Raw genomic sequence first — 18371 nt, 5'->3', positions numbered from 1 at the left:
TAATTCGGTACCAAATGTTGTATTCGTCGTCCGATGTGGCATAGTGGGAAAAACTATCTCATCAAAGGAAAAACCACGAATGGCCACACTCCAATCAATTCAGGCACGAATCGCAAAGTTGCAGGCTCAGGCAGAATCGTTGGCGACAACGAAATCGACGGCAGTACTCGAAAAGATTCGCGGTTTGATGGACAAGCATGCCGTGACGCTTGCCGAAATTGAGGCATTCGTCGGCAAGCGTCGCGGCCGCAAACCGGGAAAAGCGGTTACGGCGAAGCAGGGTTCGTCCGCTGCGAAGTATCTCGATCCCAAAACTGGCGCGACGTGGACTGGCCATGGTCGTGCTCCCGCGTGGATTGCAAAGGCAAAGGACCGAAGCAAGTTCCTGGTTGCCGATGCAGCACCGAAATCGGCTGCCGCTGTGAAAGCGCCTAAGGCGGGTAACTACGTGCGTGGACCGCAGCCGCCGAAATATCGTGACCCGAAAACCGGCGCGACGTGGTCCGGTCGTGGCACCGCACCGGCATGGCTCGCCGGCGCGAAGGACCGGTCGAAGTTCCTGATTGAAAAGGCCGAGCCTGCGGCGAAGCCGGCCAAGACGCCGGCAGCGAAGAAGGCGGCTGCAAAGACGAACACGGCAACCAAAAAGGTATCTACGAAGAAGGCAGCGCCGGCACGCAAGGCTGCTGCGAGGAACGCCGCAGCCGCGAAGTCACCCGTCGCGCGAAAAGTGCGTGCGCCGAAGCTCGTAGTGGCGGCGCCTGTCGAAGTTGCCGCGCCTCAGGTGGCGGCTGAAGGTGCGGGCACGGCCGCCGCAGCCTAAGTGACACACCGGGCTGCAAGCATGCTAGCAGCCCGGTTCAACGCTTGATACGCGTGGCGGGGACCGCTTGAACACATGCACGGTCGCTGGCATCGATGTAGGCGGAGACAAAAAGGGCTGCCATCTAGTCATTCTGGAGGGCGGTCGAGCGTTCCGGCCTCCGGATGCGAAAACGCCTCAACAGATGCTGCAGGCGTGTCTTGAGTACGACGTTCAGGCCGTTGGAATAGACGCTCCTTGCCGATGGGGCGTTGAAGGCGAAGGGCGGCGTGCGGAAAGGGAACTTGCGCGTCAACATATCTTTTCCTTTGCCACGCCAACTCGAAAGCGGGCAGATGAGAACCCGAGTCGCTTCTACCGGTGGATGTTCAACGGAGAGCAGATTTACGAAGTCTTCTCTTCCACCTGGCCGCTGCTGGCATCTCGCGCATTCGAAGGCGGGCGTGTGAGCTTCGAAACGTTTCCCCATGCCGTGACCTGTGCGCTCCGGGGCAAGGAGGGAACGTCCGCGAAGCAAAAGCGCTGGCAACGACCCAAAGTACTGGAAAGCGCAAAAATCGACGCCTCAGGATTGAAGTCTATTGACGACTTCGATGCCGCACTGTGTGCACTGTGCGCGAGATACCTGATCGAAGGGCAGACGTATGCGTACGGCGACACGAAAGGCGGTTATATTCATGTCCCGATTCCGCTTGCCCTAAATATGCGCCACCAATGAGTCTGGCGTGTGCATCCTCGCACCGTGCTGCGAACTCATTTCGGAAGCAGAAGGGCCGGTTTGAGATACATGGGCACCGTGTTCTTCTTGCTGAGCTGCAATTGTCACGAGGGCAATCACAGCAATGAACTCGAGCAACGAATTTTCTTATTTCGCTTACGGCTCCAATATGTCGGTACGACGCCTCGCTGCGAGGCTGCCGTCAGCGAAGGTGGTCACCACGGGGTTCGTGACGGGCTACAAACTCGCGTTCGACAAATTGAGCAAAAAGGACGGCTCCGGTAAATGCGATTGTGAGCACACAGGAAACGCTGGTGACAGAGTCTATGGTGTCATTTTCTCGGTGGTGAGTAGCGAACGAGAGGCGCTCGACACATTCGAGGGAGCGGGGAAGGGCTACGAACCATTGAGTATTCGGGTGGAGACCGCGATTGGCGGAATGTATGCACTGACCTACGTCGCCACGAAAAAGCAACCGGGTCTGCTGCCATACCACTGGTACAAGCATCATGTATTGGTAGGCGCAAAGGAGGCGAACCTGCCTGAAGATTATGTGCGGGCAATCGAAGCGGTTGTCTCCATCGACGACCCCGACCTGGTTCGAACTGAGACGGAGCTTCGGACTTACTCGGCGAGTTAATTAAGCAGCGGCCGATTCGGCAAAATTCCTTTGCCGCTCACCAATCTGTCCCGACTTGCAACAACTGGCAACACGAGTGGTAACATTTGTTGTCACCCACTGCCCGAGCGACGCATGCCAGACAGTTTCGACCAGCTCGCCGCGCTGATTCGCGCGCGTTTCTCCGACTTGAGCCCGCAGTTCCAGACCGGCGCTGCCTTTCTGCTCGACCACCCCGACGAGGTTGCCGTCTCGTCCATGCGCAAGGTGGCCGAGCGCGCCAACGTGCAGCCCGCTTCGCTCGTGCGGCTTTCCCAGCAACTGGGTTTTCCGGGCTGGAACGAGCTGCGGGACCTGTTCGTCGCGCGGGTGCGAACGCGGCCGGAGCCGCTTTCCTCGCGGGCGCGCTCACTCGTGGCGGGCAGCGCCAAGGACGGTCTCGCGCGCGACCTGCTCGTGGCGCAGCAGCACAATCTGGAGGCGAGCGCTGCGCACAACACACGCTCGATGGTCGAGGCGGCGCGTGTATTGCGCCGCGCGAAACACGTGCATGTGGCGGGTTTCCGCTCGTGCTATGCGGTGGCGTTCGGGCTCGTCTACGGTTACCGCCTGTTCCGGCCTTCCGTGTCCTTGCTGGGCGGCGAGGCGGGCACGCTGGAGATGCAGTTGCTCGGCATCGAGCGCGACAGCGCAACGATTGTTGTCAGCTTCGCACCGTACTCGGTCGAGGCGGTGCGCGTGGCCGAGGCCGCGCTTGCCAAAGGCAGCCGCCTGATCGCGATTACCGATAGTGCCGTCTCGCCTATCGCGCTGAACGCCGACAAGGCGCTGATCTTCACGCACGAAAGCCCGTCGTTTTTCCCTTCGCTCGTGGCGGCGACGGCGCTGGCCGAGTCGCTTGTCGCCCATCTGGTGGCACTCGAAGGCTCGGGTGCGATCGCGCAGCTCGAGCAGGTCGAGCGTACGTTGAACGCCCGCGGCGTTTACGTGCCCTGAGCGCGCCGCTCCGGCATTTCCGCACCCTTTCACACTCGCTTTTCCGCAGGAGGATGCCGTCGCAAAACGGCATCCGGCCTTGTTTTATCCGTTTGTATTGCATTTGTTGTTATTTGCATTTAAATTGACAACATATGTTGTTGAGGCGTATAAAGCACACTATCCGAAGACCCATCGCGGTAGCGAAGCGAGAAAACCGATGCAGGAACTAAACACCCTCCGGGGGCCGGCCATTCGGGCGGCTGGCTCGCCCGAGGCGATCGGGCGGCAGCTCGGCGCACACGTGAAGCCTATCTTTGCCGACTATATGGCGCAAAGCAGCGCCTGGCAGGCGGTGAGCCGTTGGCGCGGCAGTGCGTTCGCGCAGCAACTGCGCGCCGCAGCCACACACCATTTCCCGGCCTATGTCGCGGAAATCGACGCCATGGCACAGGCGCTGGACTGGTCCGCAGACGACCTGTTCCTCTGGAATTGCCGCGGCGAGCTGATCCACAACGCGCCGGACGGCTGCACGACGCTTGCAGCGCGCACGCCTGCCGCGGGCCTCATTGCGCACAACGAAGACGGCGACCCCTGGCTGCGCGGCCGCTGCAGTGTGGTCGAGGTCGAGCCGGAAGGAAAGCCCGGTTTCGTGAGCTTTTACTATCCGGGCTCGCTGCCGGGACATACCTTTGCGGCCACGCGTGGGGGGCTTGCGCAAGCGATCAACAACGTGCGCATTCGCGACCCGCGCGCGGGTGTGCCGCGCATGGTCCTCGCGCGCGCCGTGCTCGATTGCGCGACGCTGGCAGACGCCCTCGCGCTGCTGCGCGACACGCCGCGAGCGAGCGGCTTCCACCACACGATCGGCGGGACAGACGAGGCGGGCGAGGTGCGTGTGTATAGCGTCGAAGCCACCGCGCAGCGCACTTCGGTGCACGAAGTGAGCACGCCCTCGGGCCACGCGAATCACCTGATCCACGCGGGCTGCGAGCGTGAGTCGCAGATCATCACCGAATCGTCGCGCGATCGCCAGGTCCGTCTCGCCGAGTTGTTGCCCACGCTTGGCACGCAGCCCGACGGCGTGGCGTTCGTGCAGGCACTGCAAGACCGCGCGGGCGCTGGCCTGCCGATTTTCCGCGACGACCCGCACGACCCGGACGACGAAAACACGCTCGCCACGGCCTGCATGCACGTCGAACCGCGCGGCGTGGCGCTCGACGTCTGGCAGGGCGGCGAGCGCGTGCTCGACGTCTTTATCGATTCGAACGCGCGCCATGCCGACGGCGCGACCCGTTAATCATTCACGGACTTCATCGAGGACACATATGACCAAGGTGTTTCATCGAATGCCGAAGCAAACCCTACCCGTCGCGGTGGCGGGCGAGGGCATCGAAATCATCGATTCCACTGGCAAGCGCTATATCGACGCGAGCGGCGGTGCCGCCGTCTCGTGCCTGGGCCACAGCAACCAGCGCGTGATCGAGGCGATCAAGCGGCAAGCGCAACAACTGCCGTACGCGCACACCTCGTTCTTCACGACTGAAGCCTCGGAACAGCTGGCCGAACATCTCATTGCCGCCGCGCCCAAGGGGCTCGACCATGTGTACTTCGTGTCGGGCGGGTCGGAGGCGATCGAGGCCGCGCTCAAGCTCGCGCGTCAGTACTTCGTGGAAAGGGGAGAGCTTGCGCGCCGCCACTTCATCGCGCGCCGCCAGAGCTACCACGGCAACACGCTCGGCGCGCTCGCGATCGGCGGCAATGCATGGCGCCGCGAGCCGTTCCTGCCAATCCTGATCGAATCGCATCACGTGAGCCCGTGCTACGCGTACCGCGAACGCCACGAGGGCGAAGCCGACGAGGCCTACGCGCAGCGCCTTGCCGACGAACTCGAACAGAAGATTCTCGAACTTGGCCCGGACACGGTCGCGGCCTTCGTTGCGGAGACCGTGGTGGGTGCAACGGCCGGCGCAGTGCCGCCCGTGCGCGAGTACTTCCGCAAGATCCGCGCAGTGTGCGACCGCTACGGCGTGCTGCTGATCCTCGACGAGATCATGTCGGGCATGGGCCGCACCGGACATCTGTTTGCCTGCGAAGAAGACGGCGTCTCGCCGGATCTGCTGACGATCGCGAAGGGCCTGGGCGCGGGCTACCAGCCGATCGGAGCGACGCTCGTGAGCCAGCGGATCTACGAAACGATCGTGGGCGGCAGCGGCTACTTCCAGCACGGCCACACCTATCTTGGCCACGCCACGGCATGCGCGGCTGCGCTCGAAGTGCAGCGCGTGATCGCCGAGGAAAAGCTGCTCGACAACGTGCTCGCCCGCGGCGAGCAACTGCGCGCAGGATTGCGCGAGCGTTTTGCAGACCATCCGTATGTGGGCGACGTGCGCGGCCGCGGCCTGTTCGTGGGCGTCGAGCTGGTGAAGGACCGCGACACGAAGGCGAGCTTCGACCCGGCGCTCAAGCTGCATGCGGCGATCAAGCGCGATGCGTTCGCGCGCGGCCTGATGGTCTACCCGATGGGCGGCACCGTGGACGGCCGCAACGGCGATCATGTGCTGCTCGCGCCGCCGTTTATTTGCACCGAACAGAACATCGACACGATCGTCGAGCGGCTTGCCGCCGCGGTCGACGGTGCGCTCGACACGACGGGTGCGGCGCGCCCGGCGTAAGCTTTGCCGTCACTGAATGATGTGCAACTAACTGTCCGCCGCTCACGCCCACCGCAAGCGCTGCGACCGCAAGCGGTCGCGCGCGGCAGGCCATGACCTCCAACGGAGTCCATCGATGACGCAAAACCCGCTTTCACGGCTTCCCGCCTTCGACGCCGCACAGGCATCGCCAGAGCAGAAGGCCGTGCTGGACGAGATCCTTTCCGGTCCGCGCGGCAACCTGAACGGCCCGTTCCTCGGCTGGATCCACAGCCCGGAACTGGCGCAGCATGCGCAACGCCTGGGTGCGTTCTGCCGCTATCAGACGGGCCTCTCGCTACGCCTCTCTGAACTGGCGATTCTCGTCACGGCCGCACGCTGGCAGGCGCAGGCCGAGTGGTACATCCACTATCCCATCGCGCTGGGGGCGGGCGTGCCCGAGGCGCTGGCCGAGCAAATCCGCACGGGCGCGACACCGCAGTTCGACGAGCCCGATGACGCGCTGATCCACGCCTTCACGACCGAGCTGTACGACGCGAAGCGCGTTTCCGACGCAACGTACGCGCGCGCGGTGGAGCGCTTTGGCCACGAAACCACGATTAACCTGGTCGGGCTGCTTGGCTACTACGCGCTCGTCGCGATGACGCTCAACGTCTTCGGCATGCGCGCCGAGGGCCAGACTACACTGCCGTTCGTGGAATAAGCGCGGCCCGACCGCGCCCTGCACACGCGCCGCCCCATCCGGTTTCTCGGATGGGGCTTTTTTTTGCACTGCACTGCAATTCCAGTTAAGTGACAGCCGTATTTCAGCCGCATAATTTTCGGTATCCATCGGCTAAAACATGAGGATTCACTCTCGAGCGCCAAGGTTTGCTTGCACAGCAGGGGGATTAATCGAACGGACGGTTTATTGATGCAGAAAACGTTTCCACTCGCGCCACCCGGGCGTTCATTTTTTGGACGTAATCGTTAATCCAGTTGCTGGCTTGCCATATTTATTGCGGTTGCGACGCGGCATTTTCCAGTGGCGAATGCGAAATAATATGACTGTTTGAAGGGGAAGCCCTGCCCGGTAGCTTTTGCCAGACATGGCCGGCTTTCCGTGTAAATTGTGCGAAGCAGGATTGGGCGGTGTTTTGCCATGCAGCGAATAACAGGGTTTTCAGCAGGTGTTATGAAAATCGCTTGCACGCATTAATTCGAGTTGTTAGTCTTGCGAAACTCATTAATGACCGCCCCATACTCATTATCGAAAGGGCGGTAGGGAGCCGGGGGCGCTAACCCACCGGTTTTTTTCTCTGTGCGACTTTTTTAACGGGGAACATCATGCTTGATACGACCATCGACGTAGCCGAAAAGCCGCTCGCTGCCATGGCCGGAATTGGCGACGTTGTCACCCTGAAATCGGGCGGTCCGCGCATGACCGTCATGTATGCCGGTCCGGTTGGCTTTGCCAGCGGTCACTGGCTGATCTGCCAGTGGTTCGACGAGCACGGCGAACTGCGCCAGGATATGTTCGCCCAGGACATGGTGCAAATCGAACCCCGCTCGATTCCCGCGGCATTCGTCAAAATGCGCAGCCCGGCTGGCGGAAGGGCCCTCGGCGGGATTTGAAGCGCCAGACCCAGGCAGACCTGCAGGCGCGCAAACGCGCGGCAGACGTGCCAGACAGGTACGAAATTGCGGCCGGGCCAGAGGCGCCCGGCCGTTTGCTTTATCGCTGGCCTTCGGCGGCGATACGCACGGCGAGCCCGGCCAGCACTGTGCCCATGAGCCAGCGCTGAAGCTTGAGCCAGCCCGGGCGGTCGCCGAGAAACGTTGCAATCGTTCCAGCTGTCATGGCAACGGCTGCATTCACGCTGATCGAAAGCGCGATCTGCACACTGCCGAGCACGATGGACTGCGCGAGTACGCTGCCGTGATGCGGTTCGATGAACTGCGGCAGCAGCGACAAATAAAGAATGGCGATTTTCGGGTTCAGCAGATTCGTGACGAAGCCCATCAGAAAGAGCTTGCGTGGGCGGTCGGCAGGCAGCTCGCGCACCTGGAACGGCGACCGGCCGCCCGGTTTGAGCGCCTGCCATGCGAGCCAGAACAGATAGAGCGCGCCGCCCAGGCGCAGGGCGTCATAGGCAAAGGGCACCGCCATCAGCAACGCGGTAATGCCGAATGCGGCGCACAGCATGTAGAACACGAAACCGAGCGCGACCCCGCCCAGCGAGATCAGGCCTGCCTTGCGGCCCTGGCAGATCGAGCGCGAGATCAGATAGATCATGTTGGGTCCGGGCGTGAGCGCCATGCCGAGTGCGACGGCGGCAAAGGCGAACAGCGGGGCGGCGTGTGGCATGACGGGGCTCCGTGTTGGGTGTGGCTGATAGGTGTCAGGGTGAATCGAGCGACGGGTATTGGCTTTGCGCTTCAGCCTCATATCGCGTGGTCAAAACCGCGCGGCCAAAGCAGCTCGATCCCCCGGTGATTATTCCATGCGAGGGCGGCGTGTGCTCGCCATGGCTTGTAACGTTGGCCGGACGGATAAGCTTCAATGCGGCGAGCGCTTTTGCTCGGCGGTTCGCGTTTCGCGTGCGTGGACTCGATCGTCGAGCCGGCGCGAGAAGAGCAGCATGCCCAGCCGGCGGCTGCGGATCTTGGTCTGGCCGCCGAGATCCTTCGGCGGATTCGGCTGAAGCGCCCAGAAGAGCGCCAGCAGCCAGCCAAGCAATGTCCAGCCGAGTACGGCGTTGAAGACGGCGAGGATCAGCAGGTCGTGACGCTGGCGCCTGTCAGCGATCAGCGCGGGGAGAAAGTAGAGCGCAACCACCGCTGCGAGAACGACGATCTCGAAGACGGAACGGCTCACCATATTTCATTCTCCAGAAAAAAGGGCGGAATATATCTGACAGCTCATTGTCGCGCGGATTGGACCTAAGCGCACGCCATGCCTTGACCGAATGGCCAACACTGGTTGCAGGGGGTGTCGGCGGGCGGGGGTTCGGGTCTATCATCGGGTTTTTCATTGCTGGGAACCCACACCATGATCTCCGACCCGTCCGAGGCAACCCGCCAACTCGACCACGACGAATTGCGCGCCTTCGTAGAACGTAAATGGCATGACGAGATCGTGCCGGCGTTGACCGACTACATCGCGGTGCCCGCAAAGAGCCCGGCGTTCGACCCGCAGTGGGCGCAGCACGGCTATCTCGAGCGCGTCGTGCAGGAGGCAGCGAAGTGGGCGGAGCAGCAGCCGGTGCGCGGGCTGAGGCTGGAGATCGTGCGCCTGCCGGGTCGCACGCCGGTGATTTTCTTCGAGGCGCCCGCCACGCGCTCGGGCAGCAGCGAGACGGTCGTGCTCTACGGTCACCTCGACAAACAGCCGGAATTTGCCGGCTGGCGCAACGACCTCGGCCCCTGGACGCCGAAGCTCGAAGACGGCCGCCTCTATGGCCGCGGCGGTGCTGACGACGGCTACGCGATCTACGCGAGCGTCACGGCGCTCGCCGCGCTCGACGCGCAAGGCGTGGAGCGTCCGCGCTGCGTGGGTCTTATCGAGACCTGCGAGGAGTCGGGCAGCTACGACCTGTTGCCCTATGTCGATGCGCTGCGCGATCGGCTCGGCGATGTCGGCCTCGTCGTTTGTCTCGATTCGGGCGCGGGCAACTACGATCAGCTATGGCTCACCACGTCGCTGCGCGGGCTCGTGTCGGGCGACCTCGAAGTCGAAGTGCTCGAGGAGGGCATTCACTCGGGCTCTTACGGCGGCATTGCGCCTTCCAGCTTCCGCGTGATGCGGCAACTCTTCGAGCGTCTCGAAGATGCCGCGAGCGGCACGTTGCTGCCCAAGGGCTTCCATTGCGCGATCCCTTCGCAGCGCTTGAGCGAAGCCGAGGTTACGGCGAAGATCCTGGGCGAAAGTGTCTGGAAGACCATGCCTTGGGCGTGCGGCCAGGACGGCCGGCGCGTGCTGCCTACCACCACGGACCCGCAGCAGGCGCTGCTCGATTCCACGTGGCGGCCCTCGCTTTCGGTCACGGGCGCGGCAGGTCTGCCCGCACTCGCCGACGCCGGCAACGTGCTGCGGCCGCGCACGGCGTTCAAGCTCTCGCTGCGTTTGCCTCCGCTCATCGAGGCGTCCAAGGCCGTGGCCGAACTGAAGGCGTTACTCGAACTCGATCCGCCGTATAACGCAAAAGTCACCTTCAAGCCGGACGCGGGCGCGGCCAACGGCTGGAGCGCGCCGGAACTCGCCCCGTGGCTTACCGAAGCGCTCAACGGCGCCTCTCGCACCCATTTCGGCGCGGACTGTGCGTATCTCGGCCAGGGCGGCACGATTCCGCTCATGAACGTGCTGCAAGCAGGGTTTCCCAAGTCGCAGTTCATGGTGTGCGGCGTACTCGGTCCGAAGTCCAACGCGCACGGGCCGAACGAGTTCCTGCATGTGCCTTACGCGAAGAAGCTCACGGCCACGGTGGCCGAAGTGATCGCCGCGGCACCTTGAGTCTTTAATGGCGGTGAAGAGAGGGCGCGCCGTCGGCAGGCGGGGCGCCTTCCGTAGCGTGCCCGTCGCCATGGCATGAGCAGCTCTCGTCGTCCATGGGCTGCTCGAGACTCTTCATGATCCCGCACTCGGCGCTGCTGCTCTGGTGCGCATGGCAGCTCTCGCGCAGCGTGCGCAATTGCTGCTCGAGTACACGCATCGATTCGATTTGCTGATGAATGCGCTCGATCTGGCTGTCAATCAACTCGTTGACTTCGTCGCACGGCTGGCTCGGGTCGGCCTGAAAGCGACGCAACATGCGGATGTCCGAGAGCCCGATGCCCAGTGACCGGCAATGGCGGATGAAGTTGAGTTGCGCGGCGTGCACGGCCGTGTAGCTGCGGTATCCGTTGGTTTCACGCGCGGGCTCATCTAGCAGGCCTTCGCGCTCGTAAAAGCGCACTGTTTCGACGTCGCAGTGCGCACAGCGCGCCAGTTCACCAATTCGCATGGTCGCGGCTCTCCCAAATGACTTGACCCTGTAGTGGCTACAGGCTGTTCAATGATTGTGTCACTTTTGGGAGAAACCGGCTATGAACCAGAGCTACTTGTCGCAGCCCGGCATTGCGCAGCGCCTGCGCGCGCGTGATGAGGAACGGGCTGCGGGCGGCGCTCACGGGAATGGCGGCGTGGCGGCCGTGTGCGGCGGCCACGAGCACAAACACGACCACGGTCTGGATCAAGGGCAAGATCATGATCACGGCCACGGCCACGGCCACGGCCACGGCCACGGCCACGGCCACGGCCATGACCATGACCATGACCATGACCATGACCATGGCGAAGAGCACAAGCACGACCACGGCGAAGAGCACAAGCACGACCACAGCGAGGCGCATCTGCACGACCAGGCCTGCTGCCATGACAGCGCGCCGCGACAAAGCCCCCGCCAGACAGCCCCGGCGCCCGAAGGCACGCGCCGCGCGCGCTGGCGTATCGAAAACATGGATTGCCCGACCGAGGAGCGCCTGATCCGCAACCGGCTCGAGCCGATGCCGGGTGTCGTGCGCCTCGACTTCGACCTGCTCGCGCGCGAACTGACCGTGCATCACCAACTCGACGATACGCAGCCTGTCGTCGCCGCGCTGCGCGCCCTCGACATGGCGCCGCGCGAACTCGGCGAGACCGCCTCCGCGCAAGCTGCCCCGCCTGCGTCGCTTGGCCTTGCGCTGCGTCAGAAGTTGTTGCTGGCGGTAAGCGGCGTGGCAGCCGCAGGCGCTGAGGTGCTCGCCTGGAGCACCGGCAAGGAGACCAGCCTGCTCGTACTCGCCTGCGCGGTCATCTCCATCCTCTGCGCGGGTTTGCCCACGCTGCGCAAGGGCTGGATCGCGCTGCGCAACTTCACGATCAACATCTACTTCCTGATGTCGCTTGCCTTGATCGGCGCCATTGCGATCGGCAAATGGCCCGAAGCGGCGATGGTCGTTTTCCTGTTCGCCCTCGCGGAGGAAATCGAGGCGCTTTCGCTCGAACGCGCCCGTCAGGCCATCCGCGCGCTCACCGCGCTCGCACCCGAAACCGCCGAGGTCTGGCAAGCCGGCGACGGCGCAGCCGGGCAAGGCGAATGGCGCGAGTACGCGGTGGGCGACGTGGCTGTCGGCAGCCGCATTCGCGTGCGCACCGGCCAGCGCGTGCCGCTCGACGCGCGCGTGGCCGCCGGCCGCGCCGCGCTCGATCAGGCGCCGATCACGGGCGAGAGCCTGCCGGTCGACAAGGAGACCGGCGCGGCGCTCTACGCGGGCAGTATCGTCGTCGATGGCATGGTCGAGGCGGTCGTCACCGCGGCTGCGCAGGACAGCACGCTCGCGCGCATCGCTGCGGCAGTGCAGGAGGCGCAGGCGCAACGCGCGCCCACGCAGCGTTTCGTCGACCAGTTCGCGCGCTATTACACGCCGGCCGTAGTCGTGCTCGCCGTGGTCATCGCACTTGCCGGGCCGCTCGTGTTCGGCGGCGCGTGGAGCGCGTGGCTCTACAAGGCGCTCGTGCTGCTCGTGATTGCCTGCCCGTGCGCGCTCGTCGTCTCGACGCCGGTGACGGTCGTGAGCGGCCTCGCCGCCGCCGCGCGCCACGGCATGCTCGTGAAGGGCGGCGTGTGGCTCGAACGCGGCCGGCTGCTCAAAGCCGTCGCGCTCGACAAGACCGGCACCCTCACGCGCGGCGAGCCTGTCCTGACCGATGCGCTCGCGGCGCCGGTCCGCGTGCCGGTTCCCGCTGAGGCGTCCGGCGAAGCCCAGCTTTCTGCCGAAGAAGCGCTGCGCATTGCCGCGAGCCTGGACGACGCGAGCACGCACCCGGTCGCCCGTGCGGTGGTCGAAGGCTGGCGGGCACGTCAGCCGGATGCGCGCCTGCTGGCGGTCGATCAGTTCGCGGTGCTAAACGGTCGCGGCGTGCAGGGCCGCATCGACGGCACGCTCTGGAGCCTCGGCAATCACCGTCTGGTGGAAGAGCTTGGTTTGTGCTCGCCCGAACTCGAAGCGCAACTGGCAACGCTCGAGCAGGCCGGCAAGACGGCGATCGTGTTGTGCGCGCCGCAGGAGGCGGTTGCCGTGTTCGCCGTGGCCGACGCGCTGCGTGCAGAAAGCGCCCCGGCCGTACAGGCCTTGCGCCAGCTTGGCGTGACGCCCGTCATGCTCACCGGCGACAACGCGTCGACCGCGCGCGCGATTGCCGATCAGCTCGGCATTGACGACGCGCGCGGCAATCTGCTGCCGCAGGACAAGCAGGACGCGATCGCCGCGCTCTCGCAACAGTACGGCATGGCGGCGATGGTCGGCGACGGCGTGAACGATGCGCCCGCGCTCGCGCGCGCCGACATCGGCTTTGCAATGGGCGCGGCTGGCACCGCGACTGCGCTCGAAACCGCCGACGTCGCGATCATGGACGACGATCCGCGCAAGATCGCGGCGTTCATCGGCCTTTCGCGCAAGACCGCGGCCGTGCTCACGCAGAACATCACACTCGCGCTCGGCATCAAGGCGGTGTTTCTCGTGCTCGCGATGGCAGGCGAAGCCACGCTCTGGATGGCCGTGTTCGCCGACGTGGGCGCGAGCCTGCTCGTCGTCGCGAACGGACTGCGCGTGCGCCGGCATTTCGACGCCACGCGCAACGTGGCGAAGCCTGCCGCATCGACGGTGCAACGCAACTAACTGCCGATCCCGCCCGCGCCCGCCCGGCGCGCCTCACCAAGGCCTGGCGAGGCGCGAGCGAAGTTCGGTGCGCGTGCTCTCGTCGAACTCGCCGAGAAAGCCAAAACGGCCGGCAATCAGGGTCGCGGCCGGCACGCCGTTGCGGAACACGATGCGGTTGCCGGCGAGCGCCGGCACCTTCTCGCCGGGCAGCACCGTGCCGAGGAGATTGAGCGGATCGGCGGCGCTCACGCAGACGAGCGCGCCGCCTTCTCCTTGCGTCGGTCCGCGCCGCCGCACGTCGCGCAGCAGCGCCACGGCTTCAGGCAGCGCGAACTGTTCGCCCGAAATCCCGGTGACGAAGCGCCCGCCACGCACCTCGCCGCGCGCCTCCATGCGATGCAACACGCGCAGCAGGTCGCGCCAGGGCGGCAGCCACGCTGCCTCGCGTCCGAGCAGATGCCAGCTGACCACGCCATAGCGGCGCAGCAGCACATTGGCGACGTGCTCCAGCAGTTCAGGTGCGGCCGGCGGGCGGCGTGACGGGCTGGCGCCCGTTTGCCTTGCGCGCGCAAGCGCCTGCGATCGCGTACCGGCTACGACGCGCGCATCCAACGCAGTCGGTTCCGCCATGGCGAGCGCCTGCGTATCGTTCGTCTCCACCAGGGGCTCAGTCGATGCATCGGCCGCATTGCCCAACCGAACGCGCCGCAACGTCGCCCAGCGCCCCGCATCGGCCATGCCGCCCGCGAGCGGCCCGAAGCCGCGCGGCCGACGTCTGCCGTGATGCGCGCTGCGCTGCGCCGCTGGTTTCACGAGCGCGCGCAGTCCCGCAAAGCTGTCCGCATTCACAAGACCAGCCGCCACCAGTTCGCCAAGCGCGTTTTCCAGTTCGACGCCGAGCAGATGCGCGTCGGCGGCGAGTTCGTCGAAGAACATCGCGCCGTGGCGCAGCAGCGCCTCGTACACACGCTGCGCGCGCGCCGACAGTCCCGCAGTGTCGGGCGCTTCGACGAGCGCCATCCAGCGCGTGAGTTCGCGGCGTGCGAGCAGCACGACCGGCGTGCTGCGCACGGTCGATGCGGACGCCGCGCGCGCGGGCAGCCTGGCCCAGGCGAGACGTCCCGAGCGGCATAGCTCGTCGAGCAGCATGGGCGTGTAATCGTCGATGCGCGCCGGCAGGATTTCGTCTTCCCACGCGAGCGCCGAGGCTTCCCAGCCTTCGAGCTGATCGAGCACGGCGGCCAGCGCGTCTCGGCCCGAGCCGCGCGTACCGGGCGCCACGCGTTGCCATTCGAACAGGAAGCGCATGAAGTCGTGGCGCTCGACCGGCTCGATTTCGCGCCGGAGTTTGCGCACCGTGTAGCGATGGATGCGCGCAAGCAGATGGCGCTCGCACCATTCCTCGTGGCCGCCGCTCATGGCTTGCTGCGTGAAGCGTCCGCGCATGACGGTGCCTTCGGCTTCGAGGCGCGTGAGCGCGAGCGCCGCTACGCTCGCCTCCAGCGCGAGCGGCCGCGCGACCTGCGCGACCGTAAGCGGCCCGAAGCCCGACAGGCGCGCACGCACGATCTCGACGAGCGCAGCGTCCTCGGTCCACGCATCCGCGTATTCAGGCGGCGGCGTGAGCGGCGGCTCGCAATGCGCCTGGGGATAAATGGCTTGCACGCACGCGAGCCGCTCGATGCCCACCCACAGCGCGTCGTGCTCCGCGACCGGCAGCCGCGTGGCGCGGCCCGCCGCCGCCAGGTCGGCGAGCCATGCGAGCCACTGCGGCGCCTGCTGCGCTTCGCTCTCAGTCAGCGCGCCGAGGCTTGTGAGGGCGTCGTGCATTTCGTCGGCGTCGCGCACTTGCGGCCAGGCTTCTTCGCGCACGCTCGCAATGGCTTCGGGGTCCAGCGCGCCAAGATCGTCGGTGGATTCGGGGTCGCTCCAGCGGCGCGAGAGCACCGCTTGGGTGCGGCGTTCCTCGATCGGGGCGTCGTCGAGGAACGCATAGGGGCGCGCGGTGAGGATCTCGGCCGCGAGCGGCGAGGGCGCGGGCAATTCGCGCACCACGAGCTTCACCTCGCTTGCCTCGATGCGGCGCAGGAGGGCAAGCCATGCTTCGGTATCCATAGCATCGTGCAGGCAGTCGTCGAGCGTCTGGTCCACGAGCGGATGGCGCGGCACTTCGCGCTCGCCCGCGATGTTCTCGACGCACGCCACCTGGTCGGGGAACACGGCGGCGAGCAGGTCTTCGCTGCGCATGCGCTGGATCTGCGGCGGCGTCTTGCGGCCGCTGGTCTGGCGCGGCAGCGCGAGCGACGTGGTCGCGTTCCAGCGCCAGCGCACGCCGAACAGCGGCGCGTCGAGCAGCGCCTGCACGAGCAGATGCTCCGCGGAATTCGAATGGAGGTAGCGCCACACCTCGTCCAGCGCGAAGCTGTGCGCGCCGGTGAGCGAAAGGATGATGGCGTCTTCGGTCGCGGCGGCCTGCAGTTCAAAGTTGAACTGGCGGCAAAAACGCTTGCGCAGTGCGAGGCCCCACGCGCGATTGAGGCGGCTGCCGAACGGCGTGTGGATCACGAGCTGGGTGCCGCCCGCCTCGTCGAAGAAGCGCTCCATGACGAGTGTGTCCTGCGTGGGCAGCACCGTGAGCGCCGCCCGGGCGCGCGCGAGATATTCGACGATCTGGCGCGCCGCGGCGTCGTCGATCTCGAGCGATGCGGCGAGCGCAGCCGTGGCGCGATCGACTATGGCGGACGACGCGGCATCGCCCGCCGCATGCTCGCTGGCGATTGCAGTCCCATTCACACCCGCACCCGCACCCGCACCCGCACCCGCACCCGCATTCACATTCGCATCGATCAGCGCCGCTTCCACTTGCTTGCGCAGCCGCGAAATCGCGAACGAAAGCTCGTCGCTGCGGCCCGGCGCCTCGCCCAGCCAGAACGGGATGTTGGGCGGCTGCCCTTGGGCATCTTCCACGCGTACGCGGCCCGCTTCGATGCGCAGAATGCGGTACGAGGCGTTGCCGAGCTGGAACACGTCGCCCGCCAGACTTTCGACGGCGAAGTCCTCATTGACGGTGCCGATCTGCACGCCCTGCGGTTCCAGCAGCACCGAGTAGTCGGCGTTGTCGGGGATCGTGCCGCCCGACGTGAGCGCGACGAGCCGAGCGCCGCGCCGTGCGCGCAGCGTGTGGCTCACCACGTCGCGATGAAGATAAGCGGCGCGCGGCCCGTGACGGCTCGTGTAGCCCTCGGCGAGCATGCGCAGCACGGCGTCGAACTGTGCGCGCTCGAGCGCGGCCCACGGCGCGGCGCGGCGCACGAGCGCATAGAGCGCGTCTTCTTCCCAGGGTTCGCCGGCCACTTCCGCGACGATTTGCTGCGCGAGCACGTCGAGCGGCGCGTGCGGCGGCACGAGGCGATCGAGTTCGCCGCGCCGCACGCTGTCGAGCAGCGCCGCGCATTCGATCAGGTCGTCGCGCGAAGTGGGGAAAAGCCGTCCTTTCGGCACGCCGCCGACCTGGTGTCCCGAGCGCCCCACGCGTTGCAGGAAGGCCGCGATCGAGCGCGGCGAGCCGATCTGGCACACGAGATCGACGTCGCCGATATCGATGCCCAGTTCCAGCGACGCCGTCGCCACGAGCACGCGCAAGTCGCCGCTCTTTAACCGCTGCTCGGCGAGAAAACGATGCTCGCGCGCGAGGCTGCCGTGGTGCGCGGCGACGACTTCGGCACCCAGACGATCGGTGAGATGGCGCGCTACGCGCTCGGCCATGCGGCGCGTGTTGACGAACACGAGCGTGGTGCGGTGCAAGGCGACGAGTTCGGCCATGCGGTCGTACACGCGCTCCCACACGTCGTTCGCCATCACGGCTTCGAGCGGCACGGGCGGCACTTCGATCGCGAGGTCGCGCTTGCGCGTATGGCCCACGTCGACGATCTCGCAGGCGGGCGGGCTTGCGCCCGGGTCTTGCGCCGCCTCGCCCATGCCCACCAGAAAGCGCGCAACGGTTTCGATCGGCTTTTGCGTGGCGGAAAGACCGATGCGCAGCAGGCGCGAGCCGCACAACGCGTCGAGCCGCTCGAGACTCAGCGCGAGATGGCCGCCGCGCTTGTTGCCCGCGAGCGCGTGAATTTCGTCGACGATCACGCTGCGCGTGCTAGCCAGCATGCGGCGGCCTGATTCGGAGCCGAGCAGCACGTAAAGCGACTCAGGCGTCGTCACGAGAATATGCGGCGCGCGCTTTCTGAGCGCCGCGCGCTCGGGCTGCGGCGTGTCGCCGGTGCGCACGGCGGTGCGGATGTCGACCGGCGGCAAGCCGAGGCGCGCGAGTTCCGTTGCGATACCTTCAAGCGGCCTCTCGAGATTGAGCCGGATGTCATTGGAAAGCGCCTTGAGCGGCGAAACATAGACGACGAGCGTCCTATCGGGCAGCGCGCCGCCGTTCGCGAGACCTTCGCGCACGAGTTCGTCGAGCGCGGCGAGAAAGGCGGTGAGCGTCTTGCCCGAGCCCGTTGGGGCGGCCACCAGCGTCGCGCGCCGGCTCGCGATGAGCGGCCAGGCGGCGCGTTGCGCGGCGGTGGGCGCGTCGAAGCTGCGCCGGAACCAGTTGGCCACGGCCGGATGAAAGCGCGCGAGCACGTCGCTTTCTGCGCCGTCGTGACTGGCGGCGGCTCCAGGCGCGTGCGAATCGGATACGGGCGAAGACGTTGTCATGCGGATGTCAGACGGCGGAGAAGTCAGCATTGCACGTCCGTCAGTCTCGCAGCTTTCGTGTGCGCCTGCCTGGCGGGAGAGATGCGGGAGAGAAGCGGGAGAGAAGCGGGAGAGGCGGGAGAGAGGCGGTCGGGGCCGGGCCGGCGTTCGGCAAGCGTCGCGCGAACGCAGTATCCTCGCCGCGTTGGCTTTTCCCTCGAACCACGACGGAGTCAC

Annotated in this window: 15 protein-coding genes; 10 read left to right on the top strand and 5 right to left on the bottom strand. The window is 65.7% G+C overall.

Annotated features, from left to right (window positions below):
• Positions 1-43: 43 nt before the first annotated feature.
• The 8 genes from U5A58_RS15220 (at position 44) to U5A58_RS15185 (ending at position 7403) form a co-directional block, all read left to right on the top strand.
• Positions 44-823 (top strand): H-NS family nucleoid-associated regulatory protein, encoded by a 780-nt coding sequence (locus U5A58_RS15220; RefSeq protein ID WP_415774228.1) that lies wholly within the window; start codon positions 44-46, stop codon positions 821-823.
• Positions 824-890: 67 nt separating this feature from the next.
• On the top strand, positions 891-1541 hold the full coding sequence (locus U5A58_RS15215) for a DUF429 domain-containing protein (RefSeq protein ID WP_321962020.1): 651 nt from the start codon (positions 891-893) through the stop codon (positions 1539-1541).
• A gap of 124 nt (positions 1542-1665) precedes the next feature.
• Positions 1666-2181, top strand: a complete 516-nt coding sequence (locus U5A58_RS15210) for a gamma-glutamylcyclotransferase family protein (RefSeq protein WP_321933343.1) — start codon at positions 1666-1668, stop codon at positions 2179-2181.
• 114 nt (positions 2182-2295) lie between these two features.
• Complete coding sequence (locus U5A58_RS15205) at positions 2296-3156, top strand: MurR/RpiR family transcriptional regulator (protein ID WP_321962019.1); 861 nt, start codon at positions 2296-2298, stop codon at positions 3154-3156.
• A 199-nt stretch (positions 3157-3355) separates the two neighbouring features.
• Entirely contained in the window at positions 3356-4435 is a 1080-nt protein-coding gene (locus U5A58_RS15200; RefSeq protein WP_321962018.1) for a C45 family peptidase, read from the top strand.
• A gap of 28 nt (positions 4436-4463) precedes the next feature.
• On the top strand, positions 4464-5810 hold the full coding sequence (locus U5A58_RS15195; RefSeq protein WP_321962017.1) for an aspartate aminotransferase family protein: 1347 nt from the start codon (positions 4464-4466) through the stop codon (positions 5808-5810).
• Between the two features lie 115 nt (positions 5811-5925).
• Positions 5926-6492: a carboxymuconolactone decarboxylase family protein gene (locus tag U5A58_RS15190; RefSeq protein WP_321962016.1), complete on the top strand. Its 567-nt coding sequence runs from the start codon at positions 5926-5928 to the stop codon at positions 6490-6492.
• A gap of 623 nt (positions 6493-7115) precedes the next feature.
• Positions 7116-7403, top strand: a complete 288-nt coding sequence (locus U5A58_RS15185) for a YodC family protein (protein WP_321914618.1) — start codon at positions 7116-7118, stop codon at positions 7401-7403.
• Between the two features lie 100 nt (positions 7404-7503).
• On the opposite strand, the gene U5A58_RS15180 is transcribed toward U5A58_RS15185, so the two are convergent.
• Entirely contained in the window at positions 7504-8136 is a 633-nt protein-coding gene (locus U5A58_RS15180) for a LysE family translocator (protein WP_321962015.1), read from the bottom strand.
• Positions 8137-8328: 192 nt separating this feature from the next.
• Positions 8329-8649: a superinfection immunity protein gene (locus U5A58_RS15175; protein ID WP_321914620.1), complete on the bottom strand. Its 321-nt coding sequence runs from the start codon at positions 8647-8649 to the stop codon at positions 8329-8331.
• A 171-nt stretch (positions 8650-8820) separates the two neighbouring features.
• Here U5A58_RS15175 and U5A58_RS15170 point away from each other — a divergent pair, with 171 nt between their 5' ends.
• Entirely contained in the window at positions 8821-10281 is a 1461-nt protein-coding gene (locus U5A58_RS15170; RefSeq protein WP_321962014.1) for a M20 family metallopeptidase, read from the top strand.
• Between the two features lie 4 nt (positions 10282-10285).
• Here U5A58_RS15170 and U5A58_RS15165 read toward each other — a convergent pair whose 3' ends face one another.
• Both U5A58_RS15165 and U5A58_RS15160 read right to left on the bottom strand, forming a co-directional pair.
• Positions 10286-10771 (bottom strand): Cd(II)/Pb(II)-responsive transcriptional regulator, encoded by a 486-nt coding sequence (locus tag U5A58_RS15165; RefSeq protein ID WP_321933331.1) that lies wholly within the window; start codon positions 10769-10771, stop codon positions 10286-10288.
• 37 nt (positions 10772-10808) lie between these two features.
• Positions 10809-11183, bottom strand: coding sequence for a hypothetical protein (locus U5A58_RS15160; protein ID WP_321962013.1), 375 nt, complete (start codon positions 11181-11183; stop codon positions 10809-10811).
• An 81-nt stretch (positions 11184-11264) separates the two neighbouring features.
• Here U5A58_RS15160 and U5A58_RS15155 point away from each other — a divergent pair, with 81 nt between their 5' ends.
• On the top strand, positions 11265-13466 hold the full coding sequence (locus U5A58_RS15155; protein ID WP_321962012.1) for a heavy metal translocating P-type ATPase: 2202 nt from the start codon (positions 11265-11267) through the stop codon (positions 13464-13466).
• A 33-nt stretch (positions 13467-13499) separates the two neighbouring features.
• Here U5A58_RS15155 and U5A58_RS15150 read toward each other — a convergent pair whose 3' ends face one another.
• Positions 13500-18155: a DEAD/DEAH box helicase gene (locus U5A58_RS15150; protein ID WP_321962011.1), complete on the bottom strand. Its 4656-nt coding sequence runs from the start codon at positions 18153-18155 to the stop codon at positions 13500-13502.
• Positions 18156-18371 lie beyond the last annotated feature (216 nt).

This window comes from Paraburkholderia sp. J7 (assembly GCF_905220155.1).
Taxonomy (GTDB): domain Bacteria; phylum Pseudomonadota; class Gammaproteobacteria; order Burkholderiales; family Burkholderiaceae; genus Paraburkholderia.
Note: the sequence above shows the minus strand (reverse complement) of the source record. Positions and strands in the feature narration are given on the sequence as shown.

Bases quoted from the DNA above. Each gene is read 5' to 3' on its own strand.
- U5A58_RS15175 (WP_321914620.1), bottom strand. From the start codon at position 8,649: ATGGTGAGCCGTTCCGTCTTCGAGATCGTCGTTCTCGCAGCGGTGGTT.
- U5A58_RS15205 (WP_321962019.1), top strand. From the start codon at position 2,296: ATGCCAGACAGTTTCGACCAGCTCGCCGCGCTGATTCGCGCGCGTTTC.
- U5A58_RS15165 (WP_321933331.1), bottom strand. From the start codon at position 10,771: ATGCGAATTGGTGAACTGGCGCGCTGTGCGCACTGCGACGTCGAAACA.
- U5A58_RS15170 (WP_321962014.1), top strand. From the start codon at position 8,821: ATGATCTCCGACCCGTCCGAGGCAACCCGCCAACTCGACCACGACGAA.
- U5A58_RS15155 (WP_321962012.1), top strand. From the start codon at position 11,265: ATGGATTGCCCGACCGAGGAGCGCCTGATCCGCAACCGGCTCGAGCCG.
- U5A58_RS15190 (WP_321962016.1), top strand. From the start codon at position 5,926: ATGACGCAAAACCCGCTTTCACGGCTTCCCGCCTTCGACGCCGCACAG.
- U5A58_RS15200 (WP_321962018.1), top strand. From the start codon at position 3,356: ATGCAGGAACTAAACACCCTCCGGGGGCCGGCCATTCGGGCGGCTGGC.
- U5A58_RS15180 (WP_321962015.1), bottom strand. From the start codon at position 8,136: ATGCCACACGCCGCCCCGCTGTTCGCCTTTGCCGCCGTCGCACTCGGC.
- U5A58_RS15195 (WP_321962017.1), top strand. From the start codon at position 4,464: ATGACCAAGGTGTTTCATCGAATGCCGAAGCAAACCCTACCCGTCGCG.
- U5A58_RS15185 (WP_321914618.1), top strand. From the start codon at position 7,116: ATGCTTGATACGACCATCGACGTAGCCGAAAAGCCGCTCGCTGCCATG.
- U5A58_RS15160 (WP_321962013.1), bottom strand. From the start codon at position 11,183: ATGGCAGCAGGCCTGGTCGTGCAGATGCGCCTCGCTGTGGTCGTGCTT.
- U5A58_RS15210 (WP_321933343.1), top strand. From the start codon at position 1,666: ATGAACTCGAGCAACGAATTTTCTTATTTCGCTTACGGCTCCAATATG.
- U5A58_RS15150 (WP_321962011.1), bottom strand. From the start codon at position 18,155: ATGACAACGTCTTCGCCCGTATCCGATTCGCACGCGCCTGGAGCCGCC.